This window comes from Desulfopila aestuarii DSM 18488 (assembly GCF_900143695.1).
GTDB classification, from domain to species: Bacteria; Desulfobacterota; Desulfobulbia; order Desulfobulbales; family Desulfocapsaceae; genus Desulfopila; species Desulfopila aestuarii.
Genome location: NZ_FRFE01000021.1, coordinates 18,334 through 33,494, shown reverse-complemented (window position 1 = coordinate 33,494; position 15,161 = coordinate 18,334). Strand labels below are relative to the sequence as shown.

The 15,161-nt window shown below is 50.1% G+C and carries 13 protein-coding genes and 1 riboswitch; of the genes, 4 read left to right on the top strand and 9 right to left on the bottom strand.

Translation table 11 applies throughout. The features are described 5' to 3' along the window. Positions 1-17 precede the first annotated feature (17 nt). From BUF15_RS18175 to BUF15_RS18130, 9 genes are all read right to left on the bottom strand, one after another. Positions 18-878: a class II fructose-bisphosphate aldolase gene (locus BUF15_RS18175; RefSeq protein ID WP_073615137.1), complete on the bottom strand. Its 861-nt coding sequence runs from the start codon at positions 876-878 to the stop codon at positions 18-20. Positions 879-920: 42 nt separating this feature from the next. Further along, positions 921-2,345, bottom strand: coding sequence for a four-carbon acid sugar kinase family protein (locus tag BUF15_RS18170; protein ID WP_084554168.1), 1,425 nt, complete (start codon positions 2,343-2,345; stop codon positions 921-923). Further along, on the bottom strand, positions 2,342-3,307 hold the full coding sequence (locus BUF15_RS18165) for a sugar phosphate isomerase/epimerase family protein (protein WP_073615136.1): 966 nt from the start codon (positions 3,305-3,307) through the stop codon (positions 2,342-2,344). The genes BUF15_RS18170 and BUF15_RS18165 overlap by 4 nt, the downstream gene beginning before the upstream one ends. Before the next feature lie 67 nt (positions 3,308-3,374). Further along, positions 3,375-4,913: a tripartite tricarboxylate transporter permease gene (locus BUF15_RS18160; protein WP_073615135.1), complete on the bottom strand. Its 1,539-nt coding sequence runs from the start codon at positions 4,911-4,913 to the stop codon at positions 3,375-3,377. Between the two features lie 142 nt (positions 4,914-5,055). Continuing rightward, entirely contained in the window at positions 5,056-5,820 is a 765-nt protein-coding gene (locus BUF15_RS18155) for a hypothetical protein (RefSeq protein WP_143170770.1), read from the bottom strand. 138 nt (positions 5,821-5,958) lie between these two features. Next, complete coding sequence (locus BUF15_RS18150) at positions 5,959-6,963, bottom strand: tripartite tricarboxylate transporter substrate binding protein (RefSeq protein ID WP_073615133.1); 1,005 nt, start codon at positions 6,961-6,963, stop codon at positions 5,959-5,961. 140 nt (positions 6,964-7,103) lie between these two features. Continuing rightward, positions 7,104-7,757 (bottom strand): GntR family transcriptional regulator, encoded by a 654-nt coding sequence (locus tag BUF15_RS18145; RefSeq protein ID WP_073615132.1) that lies wholly within the window; start codon positions 7,755-7,757, stop codon positions 7,104-7,106. 396 nt (positions 7,758-8,153) lie between these two features. Beyond that, positions 8,154-8,255, bottom strand: a complete 102-nt coding sequence (locus BUF15_RS28410) for an acyloxyacyl hydrolase (protein ID WP_407642629.1) — start codon at positions 8,253-8,255, stop codon at positions 8,154-8,156. A gap of 26 nt (positions 8,256-8,281) precedes the next feature. Then, positions 8,282-8,680: a hypothetical protein gene (locus BUF15_RS18130; protein ID WP_073615130.1), complete on the bottom strand. Its 399-nt coding sequence runs from the start codon at positions 8,678-8,680 to the stop codon at positions 8,282-8,284. Positions 8,681-9,418: 738 nt separating this feature from the next. Here BUF15_RS18130 and BUF15_RS18125 point away from each other — a divergent pair. The 4 genes from BUF15_RS18125 to BUF15_RS18110 all read left to right on the top strand — a co-directional run bounded on the left by BUF15_RS18125 (position 9,419) and on the right by BUF15_RS18110 (position 15,015). Further along, positions 9,419-10,903, top strand: coding sequence for an alanine/glycine:cation symporter family protein (locus BUF15_RS18125; protein ID WP_073615129.1), 1,485 nt, complete (start codon positions 9,419-9,421; stop codon positions 10,901-10,903). A gap of 209 nt (positions 10,904-11,112) precedes the next feature. Then, a complete protein-coding gene (locus BUF15_RS18120; protein ID WP_073615128.1) occupies positions 11,113-12,159 on the top strand; it encodes an asparaginase in 1,047 nt (348 codons plus the stop codon). A gap of 184 nt (positions 12,160-12,343) precedes the next feature. Continuing rightward, on the top strand, positions 12,344-13,123 hold the full coding sequence (locus tag BUF15_RS18115) for an IclR family transcriptional regulator (protein ID WP_084554166.1): 780 nt from the start codon (positions 12,344-12,346) through the stop codon (positions 13,121-13,123). A 192-nt stretch (positions 13,124-13,315) separates the two neighbouring features. Further along, positions 13,316-13,393, top strand: a riboswitch (cyclic di-GMP riboswitch). A 107-nt stretch (positions 13,394-13,500) separates the two neighbouring features. Further along, on the top strand, positions 13,501-15,015 hold the full coding sequence (locus BUF15_RS18110) for a response regulator (protein ID WP_073615127.1): 1,515 nt from the start codon (positions 13,501-13,503) through the stop codon (positions 15,013-15,015). The last annotated feature ends 146 nt before the right edge of the window (positions 15,016-15,161 follow it).

Here is a 15,161-nt window from a genome sequence, read left to right as displayed (position 1 = left end):
TTATTTGATATTATGCGTTATCTGTTCGAGCATGCCGTCATATTGGCGGACTTGAACAACCTGATTTTTTCTTTTACGGGTTCCTTCATTGCGGCAATACCAAGCTGCATGATCTCCACGAGCTCGACCTTCGCCGAATTTGCAAAACGATCACCAAGGGCCTGCATGTAGGCGGAGCGCACCTCAGTGTTGACATTGAATTTACAGACTCCGTGATCTATGGCTCTGGTGATCATCTCATCGGGTAGCCCTGAGGTACCGTGCAGAACCAGGGGAATCCCGATCTGTTTGGCGATGGCTTCCAGGCGGGCAAAATCGAGATTGGGCGGCTGATGATATGTGCCGTGGATATTGCCAACACAGACTGCCAGGGCACTTACCCCAGTCTTCTTGACGAAATCGACGGCCTCATCCGGATCAGTCATCTTTGCTTCGCGCTCCGCAACCGTGATGCCGTCCTCTTCGCCGCTCAGTTTTCCCAGCTCAGCCTCCACCGCCCTGTTCTTTGCGGTAGCCAGCGCAGTAATCTCGCGAGTGAATTGTATGTTTTCCTCATACGGCATGGCTGAACCATCAGCCATAACAGAAGAAAATCCACACTCCAGAGCAAAGGTTAACATCTCGGCAGAACTGCAATGGTCAAGATGCACTGCGACCTCCACCGAAGCCTCTTCAGCCATGGAAAGAGACATCGCTGCTAGCGGCCGCCTGCCAAGCTGCAGGGCTGAGGGTAGTATCTGCAGAATCACAGGACTGCGCATCTCTTCGGCAGCAGCAACCACTGCCGTCGCGCCTTCAAGGTTATAGATATTGAAGGCCCCCACAGCATAACCTTGTGCTCTGGCCCGCTGCAGCAGCGCAGCTGTTGAACTCAGCATCCTCGTTCTCCTTGCCGAATTTTGACTGTATGCAGCACGAATTCACCCGAGATTTTGCTGGATACGGACCAGAGCATCGTCGTCGCCCACATTCCCGGGAAAAACGATGTAGCTCATGCCCGGATAGCGGCTCTCTGCCCCGATTTTCCAGGCAGGTACACCCGGCAACGCCTGGCCGATCACCATGGCCCGCCGAACGCCCAACCCCTTGGTGGCGACATCGCTTGAAGTAATGCCGCCTTTTGCCACCAGATAGCGGGGTTGAATTTCAATGCCTTGTACTATCCGAATCAAGCTATCAGAGACGATCGAACCGATAGCCAGACTCTCCACTGCATCTTTACCTGTGACTAATTGCCGACTGGTATAGACCGCTACATCTCTTCCTGCTGTCAGCAGTTCTGTTGCCTGGTCAATGACCCGTCTGATCTCTTCTCCGCGATCGTTTTCGAGAAGCAGTTTGGTGACCATCACTTCCACCGGCACCACTCCGGTCTTGTTAAAAAGCGCCTCAACCTGCTTGCCGGTCTTGGGAACGTACGAGCCGATCACAAACAGTCCACCATGATTCGAATCCGACACCAGCTGTTCTGCGGCAAGCAGGCCTACTCCAGCCGCTATTCCCATACGGCTGCGGACAAAAGAGGCGGCGGTTCGATAAAGGAATTCCGCTCCCTTTGCCTCTGCTTCCATCAGCGCCGTCACAACCACTTCCATATCTTTGTAGGAAACGGCATTGACGATGCAGGCTGCGTCGTTTGCCACGCTTAGAAATTTCTCGCAAAGCGCACGAATATCCGCGGTGCGAATATCGTTGAGCGTGATCGACACCACCGCTTTGGCCTTAATCCTGCCACCGCTCTTTTCCTCAACCCATTTTTTGAGATCCGAGTGCTGAAAACCAAAGGCTGCATCTCTGGCAAAAGGGGTATCCGCAGCAGGGATCAGCTTGTCACCCTCGCGGACATAGTGGATATCATGAAGAGTGTAGCGCCCGCCTTCCAGGAAAAACGGGATGATCATATAGGGCAGTTTTCCTTTGCCCATTGCCTTTGCCACCGCATCTACCTCAGACGGGAAATGTCCGCGCAAGGTAGAATCACTACGGCTGACAACCACAACCTTCACGCCGCATTGCTTAGCAGCAGCGAAAAGAGTGGTGCCGATTTCCTCACCAAGCCGGACAGCCTCCTCCTCCGGCATGCTCCTGCTATTGGTAAGGATAAAAAAGGCCGGATACTCACTTTGCAGCTCACTTACCAGGGCCTCTTGTGACCAGTGGGTGAGTACCGGCAGCCCCTGAATTGTCTGAGTGCCGGTCGGGTCGTCGTCGAGAATGACCACCTTCGAGCCGGTATTACCAATCCGCTCTCGAATGGTGGCGAGAAAATCGCCCTCGCGCTCAAGCGGCAGGGTCTGCAGGACCTCTAAATTGAGGATTGCATTCGTTTGGTTCACCAACGTCATTTCATCCCCAACAGGTTCTGTTCTATAAATTTCCAGGTTTCAATATAGTCGCCGTCATTCATCAAGCCATCCAGCCGAGAGGTATCAACCTCATCCAGTCGCTGCCAGATTTTGGTGGTCAGTCGGCTATTGACCTCGAAGGTGCCGCGGATATCCCAACGGGTCGGCGAAGTATCGGAGGTGAAATAATCGTTGTAGCCGTACTTTTTCAGGTAATAGAGAAACTCCACATAATCGACAAAGTGCTTGGTGCCGCAGAAGTAGTCCCAATCCCAACGACCATCGTTGTCATTGATATGGACGTAATATTTAAATCTGCTTGCTTCGAGGAGAGCTACCGCCTCGGCCGGGGTTTCATTACCGTAAATAGAGTGACCAAAATCAAGGGTCACACCCATTTCAGCAATAGCAATGTCGTTTAACAGACAAAGGGTCTTGGCGGCATTGTCGATAAAACAGCGACCTCGGGTCTCCGAAGGCTTGTATTCGATAAAGAGTGGGATATCACGACGGTAATCACCAGCAGCTGAAAATGTCTCGATCAGGTTTTTCCAGGCCGTGGCATAATCGTATTGAAAGGAAAATTCATAGCCGTCGCCCAGGGGGCAGCAGGTCACCTTGTCAGCACCTACTTCAGCGGCAAAATCTTTGGCATTTTTGATAAACTGCACCGCCCGCTCCCTCACCTCTGGTTTCAAAGAGGTGAGACCACCGCTACGGAATTCAGGTTCCGCCTTCACGTTGACATTTACCGCAGCCACACCGAGGTTATATTTTTTCAACAGCTCACGGGTTGCAGCCGCCTCTTGCACTTCATACGGATAAATAATCTCTACGCCGCTATAACCGCTGATCTCGGTCATCATTTTAAATTTTTCTTCTACGGTCAGCGGCTTGTTGTATTCATGAAAGCGATCTTTGGTCTGGCCAAGAAACGCGGTAATGATTGCAAACTTCAACATATTTTCTCTCCACGGATAAATGTTGTAATCGCCTAAGCGACCAACGGTTCAACGTATTAATTTTGTATTAGATGTTATTGTGGCTTCTTTTACGAAACAGCAGTGATTTTATTTTTGACATCAGCCGCTTGTACCACTTGAACTGGCTCACTACCATCCAGACGATGATCAGGAAGAGGATGAGCGATACCGGACGCTCGAAAACCGGCATGAAACTACCCTGGGACACCATGAGGGCACGCCTGAGGTTAACATCGGCCATGGGCCCAAGAATTACGCCGATCACCAACGGCGCGATGGGATAGCCCATGAGCGTGAGGAAATAACAGATAATGCCAACAGGCAGCATCAGGTAGAGATTGAAGATATTAAGGCCCAACGAATAGGAGCCGATGATGCAGAGAATCCCAATAATCGGCATAAACAGCTGGGTTGGTATTTTCAAAATTTTCACCACTTGCTTGGCCAGAATCATGCCCGCAACCCACATGGCCATGGAAGCCAGCAGCAGGATGGCAGCAACCTCGAGAATAAAGGTCGGCTGCTCGAAGGTGATCATCGGCCCCGGTGTCACACCATGAAGCATCAAGGCACCAAGGAGCATTGCCGCGGGCGGACTGCCAGGAATACCCAGGTTCAAAAGAGGAATCATCGCGCCACCCACACAGGCGTTGTTGGCCGTCTCGCTGGCGATTACGCCCTTCAATTCGCCTTTGCCAAAGGTTTCCGGATGCTTTGATGTGTTTTTGGCCGTCCCGTAGGATACCCAGCCGGCGATATCTTCGCCGATGCCGGGAACGGCGCCGACACCAACCCCGATCAACGCTGAACGAATAATAGCCGGAATGTTACGAATAACCGTGCCGATCTCCGGGATGATGCGTTGCAGCTCCTTCATCTTGGCTTTCACCTCGTGACCGCGCAGCACCTCTATAATCTGGGGAATTCCGAAAGCGCCGATCAATACCGGAACAACCTCAATACCGCTATCAAGTTCAGGAATACCAAAGGTGAATCTGGGAAAAAACTGCAGCTGGTCGCGACCTACACAGGCCAGGAAGAGCCCAAGGAAACCTGAAATCCACCCTTTCACCACCAGATCCGGCGCGGTCAGGGTTCCACTGATCAAGATGCCGAAAAAGGCCAGCAGAAAGAATTCAAACGAGGTGAACTCCAGAGCGAACATCGAGATGAGAGGCGAAATGCTCACCACGAAGAGCATACTGATAATGGTGCCAATCGCCGAGGACGTAGTGGTCAGCCCGATGGCACGGCCAGCCTCCCCCTTACACGCCAGCGGATAACCGTCCATGGCCGTGGCGGCAGACGCGGCTGTTCCTGGGATATTCAATAAAATCGAGGCATACGAGCCACCATAGGTACCACCAACATAGATCGAAAGCAGGCATACCATGGCCAATTCCGTATCCATCGAGTAGGTAAGCGCGGTCAAGAGCGCCACCCCAAGCGTCGATGTAAGCCCTGGCATTGCTCCAAAGAGAATGCCAAGCACGACAGAACCAAAGAGGACAGCCACCGAGACGGGATCGGTGAGCATCCCGCCGATGATACCGAAGAAGGTACCTATCCGTTCAAAAATCATCATTGCAGCGCGCCTCCCCTGCGGTCACAATTTCCCTGTTGACGGTTTTTTCTGAAAACAGCGAAAACTCCGCAAGGCGTTAATTTCTTGAGTTGCCAGTATGATGAATGTTGAAAATCGTACCGGCGGTTTTTCATGTGAACAGTTAGAATTCCATATACCAGAGAGTATCAAGCAACTGGATTACCAGCCCTTCCGAGGGCATGGGAACCAGCAGGAAATATTTAAAAATGATACCCACTGTAAATGGTGCTACCACGGCGATGATCAAGCTGATCCTGAAACGCCTCGCCTGTTCCGGATAAGTGCGAAGCTGCAAAACGCCATAGACAATCAATATCGCAATTGTCATAAAGGTCAGCCAGTCACCTGGATATGAGACTGTCGCGGAGACCTTTTGGTCCAGACCAGAAAAAAAGAACAGACCAAAAAATGTTATGCTCCCCAATGAACACTTCAATAGAGTGCGCAATGTGCCATGATCCCCGCAGTAATACATAAAGAAGAGAACCAGCAAAAACAGGATTGCCGCAGGAAAGAAATCCACATGGGGAATGAAAACAAATACAAAACCGAGCAGATTGACAACGACGCCATAGTAGCGAACGTTATTCTCCTCTTTGAAATAACTGAATAATTCTGAGCTGCAGATAAAAGACAAAACACTTCTGATCCCTTCCAAACCAACAGCCTTTAACGCAGTACGGATTAACACCAAGCCAAGGAGTATCAGCATCCCGCCAACGAGTAGGGGGAAAAGTGCCGGCGAAACGTACCAGACGTTCTGCACGCCGCCATAGGAATCCTTCATCGGCATCTTCATGGCCTGCAAGATGACCAACATACCGGTCAAAACGACCAGCGCCCCCGAAAATATATCGGCTTTTCGGAGCCGTTCGATCTCCATCATGGTTGAATAAACCTCGGCTATGTTATATTTTCTTCAAACAGCCGGACCTGGGTACAGTGGAATGGACATCAGGCCCGGCTCCAAGTGGCTGGTATCATACGATGCCAGCCGCTTATTTTTTGATATTAGCAAATGTTCTCATGACTTCGGGATTCCAAGGGTGTCAGGGCTGACTTTGGCTGCGCCCAGCTCATGCAGGGTCCAGGCAAAGTTGGATTCCAGGGCGGAGAATACTGCGCTGGCGTCAGCACCACTCTTACCGGAGAGCAGATAGTAATTTTCCTTAGCCCAGTCTTTTACCTTATCGGTTGCGATTGCCTTGTTGAACGCATCAACCAATACTGCTTTCACGTCATCTGGAGCATCTGCAGGAACGGCAAAACCGATGGCCTGCGATATCGGCAGATACTTGGAAAGTCCTGGGTAGGCTTCAAAGGCAGAGGGGATGGTGCCGAGATCGGCAACGTCAAATGAGGATGGTATAAGCATACCAAGGGCACGTAATTTACCACCGCGCAGCAGCTGCTGTTGTTCAGCCAGAGAGGTGACGACCACATTGACTTCACCGGTCATTGCGGCATTCTGGGCAGGACTGGAACCGGCATACGGAATAAAGTTGAATTTTGCCCCTGAACCATTTTCAACCGCCAGCAGGTTGAGGTGATGAATGGAGCCTGCGCCACTGGCGGCAGCCTTGATGGAGCCCGGATCTTTCTTGGCGGCTTCAATCAGGTCCTGCATGGTTTTGTAAGGAGAATCAGGTGTTACAGAAAGCACATCAGGTGATCCGCCCACGATAAAGGGGTACCACACCTCAAATTTCTTATCCCAGCCGCCCTGAACACCTGCGGTAACGTTGGATTCGGAAATACCGGCCAGGGTGTAGCCATCGTGTGCCATGCCATAGGCGTGACTCATGCCAACCGACCCGGCAACGCCACCGGTCTTGTTGATGACATTTATGTTGACTCCCAGCACCTTGGCCATCTCGGCGCTGATGATGCGGTTACACACATCAGTTCCGCCACCCGCGCTCCAAACGACAACGTTGGTGATGTTTCTTTTGGGATATGCCGGCGCGGCCATGGCACTGGCAGAAAAAGCGAAAAATGCTGCAAGACCTAAGGCTATAATCTTTTTCATTCTATTCATTCTCCACAAATACGGTTTTGTGTTTCCTCCCCCAATCGGGGACCATCACAACCTTTTTTTGGAACTCCTCTTTCGAACGAATCTCTCTTTTTCGGGATTCCACCTCCTTTATTTTGATGAACCGGTTTCTATCACATCGTTTTCGTGAGCTCAGAAATGGCTGAGCGCAGATGTTCCCGCATGAGCTTTTCCGCCGTTTCTGAATCGTGGTTACAGATAGCGTCAGCGATTTTCAAATGATCGTGGATTGTCTCATTAGGATGCCTGATCAGACCCTCACGTGTCGGATACTGATAGGCCAACGAAATAATATTGAATGTCTGCAGAATGGATGTCAGAAATTCACGCGAGGCAATATCAGCAATCAGCATGTGAAATTGACGGTCTGCCCTGGAATAGGCCTGATAATCGGTAATGTCATCGACAGACAAATACGGCTGAAAAATCGTCTGCAGCTGCCTGGCCTCGTCCTTGGTGATTACCTTTGCGGCCCTGCGGGCAGAAAGCCCCTCCAGCACCTCACGGATTTCAAATATCGACACCATTTCTTCGATAGAGAAGAGCCGGACGTAATAGCCTCGACGCGGTTTTGCCTCGACCAGTTTTTCGTGTTCAAGAAATTTGAGGGCTGCAATAAGTGGGGTGCGGCTAATCCCCATCTCTTTGGCCAGCTTCTCCTGTGGTATCTTCTTTCCGGGCAATAGCTGTCTATTCTCGATCATCCCCTTGACCAGCTGATAGACCTTCTGATCGAGGTTTTCGTATTCAATTGCCAGATTTTCCATGCTTCCTCGCTTATAGAAATTTGCAAATCATGCAAAATGTATTTTGTATTCAAAATTCATAATACAATAATACAGGGGACGTCAACACTTTTCTCCAACGGAGATACAATTACTTACGCCGATAACGTAACGTTCTGTATTGATGGATATTATCTTACTGTTCTATAAAATGATGCGGACAGAACATTTCAAAACACCCTGCAAACCGCAGACACCAGGAGTAATTTCAATAAGAAGAGATGGAACAATTCAACGAGGTGGGGCCAGTCTGCCTGAAGAAAGAGAGACTTTCGATAAAGAGTACCCTCGCATCAGATGGGAAAATGGAACAACTCATCGGCCGAGAAGGGTCTAAACCCGATGGTCAGCCGATTTCAGAGCAAGATGTGATAAACGTTAGAATGTCCAGCCAATCTCAACCTGGTTCAGATTGACACTGTTGTTGCTGGAATAGATGTGAGCATTGGACTGATGATAGCAGCGGTAGCCGGCAAAAATATTTTCGGTGAAATACCAACGAACTCCTACCTGCCCCTGGAAAAAAATGGGCCACCGAGATCATGATCATCACTGAACTTTGTTTCTCCAAGCATCACACCCATTCCTATACCGGCAATCACGTCCAGCTTGCCAGCAGGCGAGGTCACGAGGACATTAGACATAACCGAAGGTTTTACCGCCGTGTCACCATCCAAGGTGAGCACTCCGAGGATACCCTCCACATCAAAATGCGTCAACCAACCGGAGTTTAAAGATCTTTGCCAGGGCAAGGCCATTGACACTGCGATGTCGAACTGATCGAAATCCTTCCCGTCAAACCCTCTACCGTAGCGAAAGCTTACATCCTTTACTTCGGCCTGCGAACACATCGTCATTGCGAAAAACGAAAGAACAGCAAAGAATAAAATTTTGCATGTTCGCATTCAATACCCTCCTGCTTTTTTCTAAAGAGTATATGACACACGTGATCAACAGACTCCAACCGACTAAAGGCCGGAAAACATCTCAGGCCCATGTATAGTTTCCTTGTATTTACTGCACGTTCAATCACATAGTGTCTCTCAACTCACCGGCCTAAGCAAAGACATTGAGGTGATCAGACAGGTAGCTGCATTTGCATATACTACATAATAGCCCCGAAGCACCCCTGCCTGTCAATGTGCTCATCATCTCCAGTAAGCACAGTAAAATTACTTTATTTTTCCAAAAACCAGCCAAAGCATTTTTTCTTATGTTTAGTTTTTACACAATATTATCAGTTATATTTTCGCATATACTCAGTATGCATTTCGTACATTTCCACAATGCGAAACTTTGTTTATTTTTTCCTTGACATCACCAATCATCTCGTGTCAGTAGATCACACAACAGCACCACGGCAACCGACTGATGTTTTCATCATTTTGCAACATTAGTCTTTATGATATCAACGTTTTTGCGCCAACATATCTCACAAATGCGCAAATATATTTTTGTTATTGCATTTTTCTTCAGATTAGGGTTTTAAATCTCTAAATGCTACCTTTAGTCCTTTTGTTGGAACAAATCTCCCATTATAGGATTCTTTTGTTCCAGCTTGATGTCCGCCGAAATCGGAAGATCTGTTTCTGATCTCCCCTTCGGTCCCAACAGCATTACAACCGAAAAGCAGGAGGAAACGCATGGATCAAGTTGTTAATTTTTTAAATGATATTATCTGGAGTAAGGCTCTGGTATATCTCTGCCTGGGAGCAGGTGTCTATTTCTCGATACTGATGAAATTCCCACAAGTTAGACTGATCAAAGACATGATTGGCCAGCTGGCTGCCGGTCAAGAGTCCAAAAGAGGCGTTTCTTCTCTGCAGAGCTTTTCCATGGCTCTTGGCGGTCGCGTTGGTACCGGTAATATTGCTGGTGTTGCCACAGCCATCGGCTTCGGCGGTCCAGGTGCGGTTTTCTGGATGTGGGCTATCGCCTTCCTCGGCGCCGGTTCGGCATACATCGAGGCCGCTCTCGCCCAGGTATACAAGGAAGAAATGGATGGTGAATATCGCGGTGGCCCCCAGTATTACATTGAAAAGGGTCTTGGCATGCGCTGGTTCGGTATTGTTTTTGCCATCGCCGCCATCGTCTCCATGGGCTTCTTCCTGCCCGGCATCCAGTCCAACTCCATAGCCCTGGCAATGCACACCGCTTTCGGCATCCCGGTTTACGTTTCTGGTGGTGTCGTTGCCGTTCTCCTTGCTCTTATCATTTTCGGTGGTGTACGCCGTATCGGCAGAGTAGCTGAGATCATGGTACCGTTTATGGCAGTGGCCTATATTCTGGTCGCTCTTGTTGTTATCGTCATGAACATCGATAAGGTTCCTGCAGTCTTCTCCCTGATCTTCTCCTCAGCCTTCTCCACGAGTTCCGCTTTCGGCGCGATCATCGGCCAGGCTGTTATGTGGGGGGTTAAGCGTGGTATCTACTCAAACGAAGCTGGTCAGGGTACCGGCCCGATGGCTGCAGCTGCCGCCTCAGTATCTCATCCTGCCAAGCAGGGACTGGTTCAGGCATTCTCCGTCTATGTCGACACCCTCTTCGTCTGTTCCGCCACCGCATTCATGATCCTCATCACCGGCATGTACACCACCAGTGACGGCGCTGGCGGCTATATCTACAGCAATCCCGCCCTTGAAGGTGCAGCACCCGGGCCTATCTTTACCCAGTCAGCCCTTGACTCACTGCTCCCCGGCACAGGCTTTGGCAACATCTTTGTAGCAGTTGCCCTCTTTTTCTTCGCCTTCAGTACCATCATGGCCTACTACTATTACTGTGAGTCCAACGTTGCCTACCTGGCCAGAAGCATGAAAAACCACAAACTGGTCTTCAACGTCACCCGAGTGGTACTGCTGATCATGGTCGTCTACGGCTCCGTCAATTCCGCCGGCTCAGCCTGGGCACTTGGTGATGTCGGCGTTGGCCTCATGGCATGGCTGAACATCATCGCCATCATTGCCCTCACCAAGCCGGGTCTTGCTACCCTGCGTGATTATGAGGCACAGAAGAAACAAGGGCTTGACCCAATATTTGAACCCTCAAAACTCGGTATCGAAAACGCTGAGATCTGGGATACAATCAACGAAAGGAACCGCGTACGAGCGGAAGTAGATCTGAAAAACTGATCAGAATTACCCCGCTGTAACTGCTGTACCTTCCGGGAATCCTCGTCATTGAGGATTCCCGGATTTTTCATTTTAGAACGGTGCCGTTTTTCGTGTTAAACTGTCACAAGAGACAGGACACCAGTGCAATGAATCGTTCTATCGTGTTCGTCAGCTCACCATCCTGGCGGCACATGCATATTCACCTTCACACTCCACGGAATGAAGCCATGAAACGGATACTCATACTCGCAACCGGCGGTACCATTGTCTGCAGCGATGACGGCCAGGGACTTCGACCGCACTATACCGTTGACGATCTGCTTGGCCACATCAGCCACTTCATGGTCGATCGAGACATCACCGGCAAGACCCTGATGAATATCGACAGTTCGAACATGACGCCATCCCGCTGGCTCGTTATTGCCCAGGCCATTGCCGCTGAATATGACCGGTTCGACGGCTTTGTCATAACTCATGGCACCGACACTATGGCCTATAGTGCTGCCGCCCTGGCCTACCTGCTCGTAGGGTTAAACAAACCTGTGGTACTCACCGGCGCCCAGTACTCCCTGATCGATCGCAAGACCGACGCGGTACAGAATCTCCATGACGCCCTGCTGCTTGCCGGTGAAGAACTGGCCGGGGTGTTTATCGTCTTCGATGGCAAGGTGATCAACGGTACCCGAGCCATGAAAACCAAGACCCAGAGCTATGACGCTTTCGAGAGTGTCAACTATCCACTGGTAGCGGAGATAAAGCATAACCGTATCAGCTATGACCTCACCATCGCCAGGACCTTCAAACGCTTTCCCGAAAACATGCTGCCTGAGGGGGGCACCCTCTCACCGCTGATAACAGCTTTAGAGGAACGAATACTGGTTCTCAAAGTTTTCCCCGGCCTGCACCCTGAGATTTTTGATTACATCAAAGATAACTTCCGAGCCGTTATTATCGAAAGCTATGGCACCGGTGGCATCGCCACCGAGACACTTGATCTCGCCTCCAAGGTCAGCAGTCTCGCCGATAGTGGAGTTGTGGTAGTGGTCACCACCCAATGCATGAAAGAAGGGGTACACCCCCAGATCTACGAGGTCGGCCGCAAACTTCCTCTCGATAAGATCGTCTATGCAAGAGATATGAACACCGAAGCAATTGTCCCAAAACTCATGTGGGCTCTAGCCGCTTCAGATGAGTTCGGAGAGATAAAACGGTTGATCGAATCACCGATCCAAAGCGACCTCCTTGATCCGGCAATTGAGGTGGAACACCTGTAAGATATCGAGTCATCCTGAAGGCAACCGATGTTTCACTGCCTGTGTTCGTCATTTTCACCCGATCATCCAGGCAGACATGACACTTTGTAGCTGAAACCACTTACCTTCCTTTTCTGTTTACGCTATACTCCCTGAGATATTGAGGTATACCGTTATCCCGCAACCAGCTACGCAAGGCAACGCTATGACCAGAATGACCAAGGGAAATTACTCTGAGACCTTTGACAAGGGGTTAAAACTTCTCGACCTCTATTGCGGTGAGGAGTCCGCCTTCACTCTTGCCGAGATATCCCGCCGCCTGGATGTGAACAAAACCTCGGTCTACCGGCTGGTTAACACCCTCTGCGAGCACGGTTATCTGCAAAAAGACCCAAAGACCAAGGCCTACTACCTGGGGATTCGAACCATCCCGCTGGCACACAGCTTTCTCCAGAAAGCAAATATCGTGACCCGCATTAAGCCCTACGTCGATGAAGTGCACAAGGAGTTTGACCTGCACATTGACGTCGGACTCATCCAGAATAATTCCATCTATCTGGTCTATCGCCGCGAATCAAAAGACACCCTGGCCTTCTTACACTTCACCGCTGCCGGCGATCTCTACAATCTGGCAACCGGCAAAGCGGCCATGGCTTTTATGGAAGAGGAGCAGCTGGCCCAGTTCCTCCAACATTCGGAAAGTAAACATGGCAAGACCAGGGCAGCCCTCAACCCCGAAACATTAAAGAAAGAACTGACGCAAACCAGACAACGGGGTTACTCACTCAACGAGGAGCTGTTTCTCCCAGGGCTCATCGCCATCGGCGCCCCCATTTTCAATCTGCATACCATGACAGTTCTGGGCGGGATAAGCTTTGATTCGTCAACTTCACGCTACTCGATGGCCCAATTCGAAAAGGCCTATAGCTCCGTCCTGGTCGAACTCGCAAAAAAAATCTCGGCCGCCATCTCAACAGAGGAATAGCTCAAGTTCTTGCACATCGTCGAAACACGCGTGGCATCATTTTGTTATTTCTCCACATATTGAGATTTGCTAAATATCAAAGGACAGGACTTCGACCAATGCCCCCCACCAAATCTCCCACATCACGAAATACCTTTCTGCTTTGATTTGACATAAGCTGTCCATATCCATACACTGAAATAAAGTGTACCCACTTAGAAAAGGCAAACTCAGGGAAACTTGAGGACGCAAAACCACGGGCCGTATAACAATGGCAGCCGGGTCGCAGATAAGATCAGGGTCAGTGCAGAATGCTCATAGCGCCCATCTTTGCGACAACGATGGACGCTTTTTTTGTTCACCGGCGACCCTGACCCAAACAGCCCGGGAGCATCATTATGCCGACCACCGCTCTTGTCGTTGACAACAACCCGGTTATCCTCAAACTTCTCACCCATACCTTGCAACAACGGGGAATTCAGGTCCGCACCGCCGGTGATGGACTATTCGCCCTGGAAGTGCTTGACTCCTTCACTCCCGATATCATTTTTACCGACCTCATCATGCCTTTTATCGGCGGGGAAAAGCTCTGCCGGATTGTCAGCAGCAAAGAACAATTTGCCAAAACAGTCCTGGTAGTTGTCTCAGCGATCGCCCTTGAAGAGCAGATCAACTTCAGAGCTTTTGGTGCCCACGCCTGCCTTGCCAAAGGCCCGGCGAAGCAAATGGCAGCCAATATTGACCTGGTCCTGTCGCTTGTCACCAGCGGTCGCGTAGACCTTTTGACCGGCATGAAACTTGGCGCAGAAAACCTTGTCCATAGGGCGATGACCAAGGAGCTCCTTGCAGCCAAACACCATCTGCAACTTCTGTTGGAAAATACAGATAATGGCTATATCGAATTCATCGATAATGAAAAAATCGTCGCCTGCAATTCGTTTATAACACGACTTTTCCGTCGTGACGAAACCGTCGTACTCGGCCACAATCTGCGGGAACTCTTCACGGATACATGTTGTGCCCACGTACTTGAATGCCTCGACCAGTTCCAGGTTAGCCGCACGCTCATCGAGAGCACCCGTTCCGTTAGAATAGGTGATAGAGATCTTGTGTTTCGATTAACGCCATTAACCGGATCTCCCACCCAATCTTCCACCATGGTCTTACGTGATATCACCGAAGAAAAACAGGCGAGAAAACAGCTAAAAGACCATTTAGAGCACTTGGAAACCCTGGTGGCTGAACGGACCCGCAACTATGAGATCGTCAACAGACAGCTGAGTGAACAGGTCGCTGAACGTGAGAGAATGCATGAAAAACTCGAGTTGGTTGCCCGTCAATGGACCAACACCTTCGACACAATCTCCGACTTTGTCTCTGTCCATGATAAGGATCAGCAGTTTGTGAGAGTCAATAGAGCACTTGCCAACTTCTTGGGGAAGGATCCTGCAGATCTCATCGGCAAATATTGCTATAAGGTCATGCACGGCCTGGAGCAGCCATGGCCGGAATGTCCCCACCTAAAAGCTCTTCAAGAGAATAGAACCATCACCTTTGAAGTCAACGATCACCATATCGGCGTTCCCCTGCTGGTAACCTGCTCCCCACTCAAGGCTGAGGACGGCAGCCTGCTCGGCTCGGTTCATGTGGCCCGGGACATATCCGAACAGAAGAAAGCTACGAATGAACGGGAAAAACTCATCAAGGCGCTGGAAGAAAATCTCGCCAAGGTTAAACTCTTAAGCGGCTTTCTACCAATCTGCGCCGCATGCAAGAAAATCCGTGATGACAAAGGTTATTGGCAACAGGTTGAAGAGTATATCCGCAACCATTCTGAAGCCGAGTTCAGCCACAGCATCTGCCCAACATGCGCCAATAAGCTCTACCCAGGCTATACATTTGAGGATGACTAATTTCAGAGCGAATCCCTACATCTCTCTTTGCTGGCAGCTGCCTTCATATTGAGGTTGTGGAGCTTTATGAAGTGAGGCGTAAGGAGAAAGGTGTGAGGAGGAACTGAGCAAAACGATAGCGTCACTTCTAATGCAAAGAAATGACG

Bases quoted from the DNA above. Each gene is read 5' to 3' on its own strand.
- BUF15_RS18110 (WP_073615127.1), top strand. From the start codon at position 13,501: ATGCCGACCACCGCTCTTGTCGTTGACAACAACCCGGTTATCCTCAAA.
- BUF15_RS18125 (WP_073615129.1), top strand. From the start codon at position 9,419: ATGGATCAAGTTGTTAATTTTTTAAATGATATTATCTGGAGTAAGGCT.
- BUF15_RS18165 (WP_073615136.1), bottom strand. From the start codon at position 3,307: ATGTTGAAGTTTGCAATCATTACCGCGTTTCTTGGCCAGACCAAAGAT.
- BUF15_RS18150 (WP_073615133.1), bottom strand. From the start codon at position 6,963: ATGAAAAAGATTATAGCCTTAGGTCTTGCAGCATTTTTCGCTTTTTCT.
- BUF15_RS18145 (WP_073615132.1), bottom strand. From the start codon at position 7,757: ATGGAAAATCTGGCAATTGAATACGAAAACCTCGATCAGAAGGTCTAT.
- BUF15_RS18175 (WP_073615137.1), bottom strand. From the start codon at position 878: ATGCTGAGTTCAACAGCTGCGCTGCTGCAGCGGGCCAGAGCACAAGGT.
- BUF15_RS18115 (WP_084554166.1), top strand. From the start codon at position 12,344: ATGACCAGAATGACCAAGGGAAATTACTCTGAGACCTTTGACAAGGGG.
- BUF15_RS18170 (WP_084554168.1), bottom strand. From the start codon at position 2,345: ATGACGTTGGTGAACCAAACGAATGCAATCCTCAATTTAGAGGTCCTG.
- BUF15_RS18160 (WP_073615135.1), bottom strand. From the start codon at position 4,913: ATGATGATTTTTGAACGGATAGGTACCTTCTTCGGTATCATCGGCGGG.
- BUF15_RS18130 (WP_073615130.1), bottom strand. From the start codon at position 8,680: ATGCGAACATGCAAAATTTTATTCTTTGCTGTTCTTTCGTTTTTCGCA.
- BUF15_RS18120 (WP_073615128.1), top strand. From the start codon at position 11,113: ATGAAACGGATACTCATACTCGCAACCGGCGGTACCATTGTCTGCAGC.
- BUF15_RS18155 (WP_143170770.1), bottom strand. From the start codon at position 5,820: ATGATGGAGATCGAACGGCTCCGAAAAGCCGATATATTTTCGGGGGCG.